A 2,701-nucleotide genomic window follows, 5' to 3' on the forward strand; every position below is an offset into this window, starting at 1 on the left:
AATTTGGCATGATTATTTTGATATGGTAAACACATTTACTAAAAACAAAATATTATGAGATCAATCCTTTATATTATCGCAGTCATCCTGATAATTGGGTGGGCGATTGGCGTGTTTGCTTACTCAGCAGGCGGAATAATACATGTATTATTGGTTATTGCAATAATTTCCCTATTGATAGGACTCATCAGGGGCGACACTTCAGTAATCTAAATTCCATAATTCCTTAAGTTGAAAGGCGATCCAAAAGGTCGCCTTTTTTGTTTGTGTTACTCCACATTGGCAGCCTTATCAAAAAATAAGCAGGTTAATGCCCTCCGTATTAAGCAATTTTTCGCTTATATTAGAGTCGCCAATTTAACAACACGATACTTAATTTCGATCAAATCACTATTTGATAAAGAAACAAGAGACGAACTGATCACCCCGATAAATTCATAAACGAAAATAGCGCGGCGCGGACACTTCCTGCGCCATAAACCAGGAAAGAAAATGAAAATAGTAAAAGTAACCTATACTACCACCGCTGAATATGCAGCGCAAAACCAGCGCAACATTAAAAAAGTTATGAACGATCTGCAAGAGCTCGCGCATCCTGGTATTTTTTACCATGTATGCCTTGGGGCTGATGGAAAATCATTTACGCATACCGCTTTTTTCAGCCCTGAAGAATCTGAGAAAGTACTTTTCGGGCTGGGATCTTTTCAAACTTTCCAGGCAGAACTTAAACAAAGCGGCCCCGAAACACCTCCCAAACCAGAGTTTTTGACGTTGGTAGGCTCTTCAAAACAAATTTTCAACGCTTAAAAAATCAACACATGAAAGACCAGATCGGTACAAAAGAAAACCCGTCATTATTAAAAACACCGCCGTTATCATCGGAATACACCATGCATACAGATGTGAAAGACGGTAAAGATGTTTTGGTATGCACCGTTGGAAAAACTGTTTTATTGTATGATTACCGCTGCCTGGCCGACCTGCATGACATGCTGAAAAAACATGGTGACTGGATGGAACTTGGTAGCGCCGACGAACAAAAACCGGCCAAAGAAGGGACGGTTGAAGCCTGGGGCCGTTCGGAAAAAAACCCGGTGGGTGGATGGTATGGCCTTAAGAAAGGGCTTCGTGGCCGTTTTGGCATGTACATACCGCCGCTGATGGAAAAACTCGGGTTGGCTGAGGTTACCCACGATGCTAAAAACAACAAAATGAAAGCGTTATAAGCCGGTATAGCTTTGCTTTATCTTCTCATTATCCAAAGCCAATTCGCTGCTTTAAGGGCCTTAAATGCCCCCGGTTACCTGCACCAACAGAATAAAATATCTTTTCTGTTAAAAATTGACTTTAAAATCCTTAAAATTGCAGGTATTGCTATTGTTACACGCAAAATTTAACATTTTTTAAGAATTGATATGGATACTATTAGAAACCTTTATACGTTTGCATAACCGATGCATTTACATCAGGCTAATAGTGGCATAAAACAAAAAATATCACCCCGCACTTTTATATGAAAAAACACCTTACTATACTATCTGCAATTTTAATCACCTTATTCTCTTTAAACGCAAAAGCACAGGACGACAAACCGGTTGCTAAAAGCTACCTTACATTTATGGGCGGTACATCTATCCCCCTTGGCAGCTTCGCCTCTACCAATTATAGCGACAACAGTTCAGGCTATGCGAAAAAAGGAGCAACGTTTGGTTTAGACGGGGCCGTGTATATTTATAAAAACCTGGCTATCGGCGCTACCTTTTCCTTCCAGGACCAGGGCGAATTAAGCCAGGCTGATGCTCAAAACCTGGCAAACGGGTATAACACCAGTTTCAATAAAAATCAAGCGTCTGTTACTACTGAAAACAGGTATCATAATTTAAATTTAATGGCCGGCCCGCAATATTCATTCTTATACAAAAATTTCACATTTGATGTGAGGGCCGATGCCGGGGTCATCAAAAGCTCTTCCACCCCATCACTGATCATTGTTTTTGATTATTCAGCCAATTCAGGATCAACCTATAACCAGTTAAGTTCAGGCTCAACTGTTTTTGCCTATGGAGGCAGTTTTGGGTTTCGGTATACACTAAGTGATTCGTGGGATGCAGGCATCCGCGTTAACTACGTAACTTCAAGTGGATTTACAATTGACAATACCGGTGGCGACGCAGGTACTGTGGGCCGCTTTCAAACCAAACTGCCAATAAACGAAATTCAAACAACTATAGGCATGACCCTTAAGTTTTAACAACCTTACTATACGGAACTGGTGTTCCTGATAAACAAAAAGCGGTTTCCATTACGGGCCGCTTTTTTGACTTTTTAAAAAGCCCGTTAACGGACATGCATTGTATCAATTCCGCACATGTCCCTTTACCCACTCCCCTCAACATACTTAATATCAATCAAATACAAAACTGGCATTTAGTTTGGTTTTCACTGGGCATCAACAAAAAAAAGCTATGTTCAAAAACTATTTAACCAGCGCGTTTCGCAGCCTGAAAAGATTCCGGCTATTTACCTTGTTAAACATATTTGGCTTAGCTACCGGCATGGCCTGCAGTATCCTGATCTTTTTATGGGTACAGGATGAAAGGAGTTACGATAAATTTAACGATGCACCGGGTCAGCTGTTTCGCCTCACTTCTAATGTAGCGGGCGTTCAGGCAGCCGTAACGCCCCTGCCTGTTGCCGTGGC

General features: G+C 41.2%; 5 protein-coding genes. All 5 read left to right on the forward strand.

The genetic code is table 11. The features are described 5' to 3' along the window. Window positions 1–54 precede the first annotated feature (54 nt). Window positions 55–213 (forward strand): lmo0937 family membrane protein, encoded by a 159-nt coding sequence (locus QZY09_RS19440; RefSeq protein WP_295675069.1) that lies wholly within the window; start codon window positions 55–57, stop codon window positions 211–213. Window positions 214–492: 279 nt separating this feature from the next. Next, window positions 493–807, forward strand: coding sequence for a hypothetical protein (locus QZY09_RS19445; RefSeq protein ID WP_295675071.1), 315 nt, complete (start codon window positions 493–495; stop codon window positions 805–807). Between the two features lie 11 nt (window positions 808–818). Then, complete coding sequence (locus tag QZY09_RS19450; protein ID WP_295675074.1) at window positions 819–1,226, forward strand: DUF6855 family protein; 408 nt, start codon at window positions 819–821, stop codon at window positions 1,224–1,226. 287 nt (window positions 1,227–1,513) lie between these two features. Beyond that, the gene (locus QZY09_RS19455) at window positions 1,514–2,251 is read left to right on the forward strand and encodes an outer membrane beta-barrel protein (RefSeq protein ID WP_295675076.1); all 738 of its coding nucleotides are present in this window, start codon (window positions 1,514–1,516) and stop codon (window positions 2,249–2,251) included. Window positions 2,252–2,465: 214 nt separating this feature from the next. After that, a partial coding sequence (locus QZY09_RS19460; RefSeq protein ID WP_295675078.1) for an ABC transporter permease occupies window positions 2,466–2,701 on the forward strand: 236 nt, incomplete at its 3' end.

The sequence above is a fragment of the uncultured Mucilaginibacter sp. genome, from assembly GCF_903913935.1.
Taxonomy (GTDB): domain Bacteria; phylum Bacteroidota; class Bacteroidia; order Sphingobacteriales; family Sphingobacteriaceae; genus Mucilaginibacter.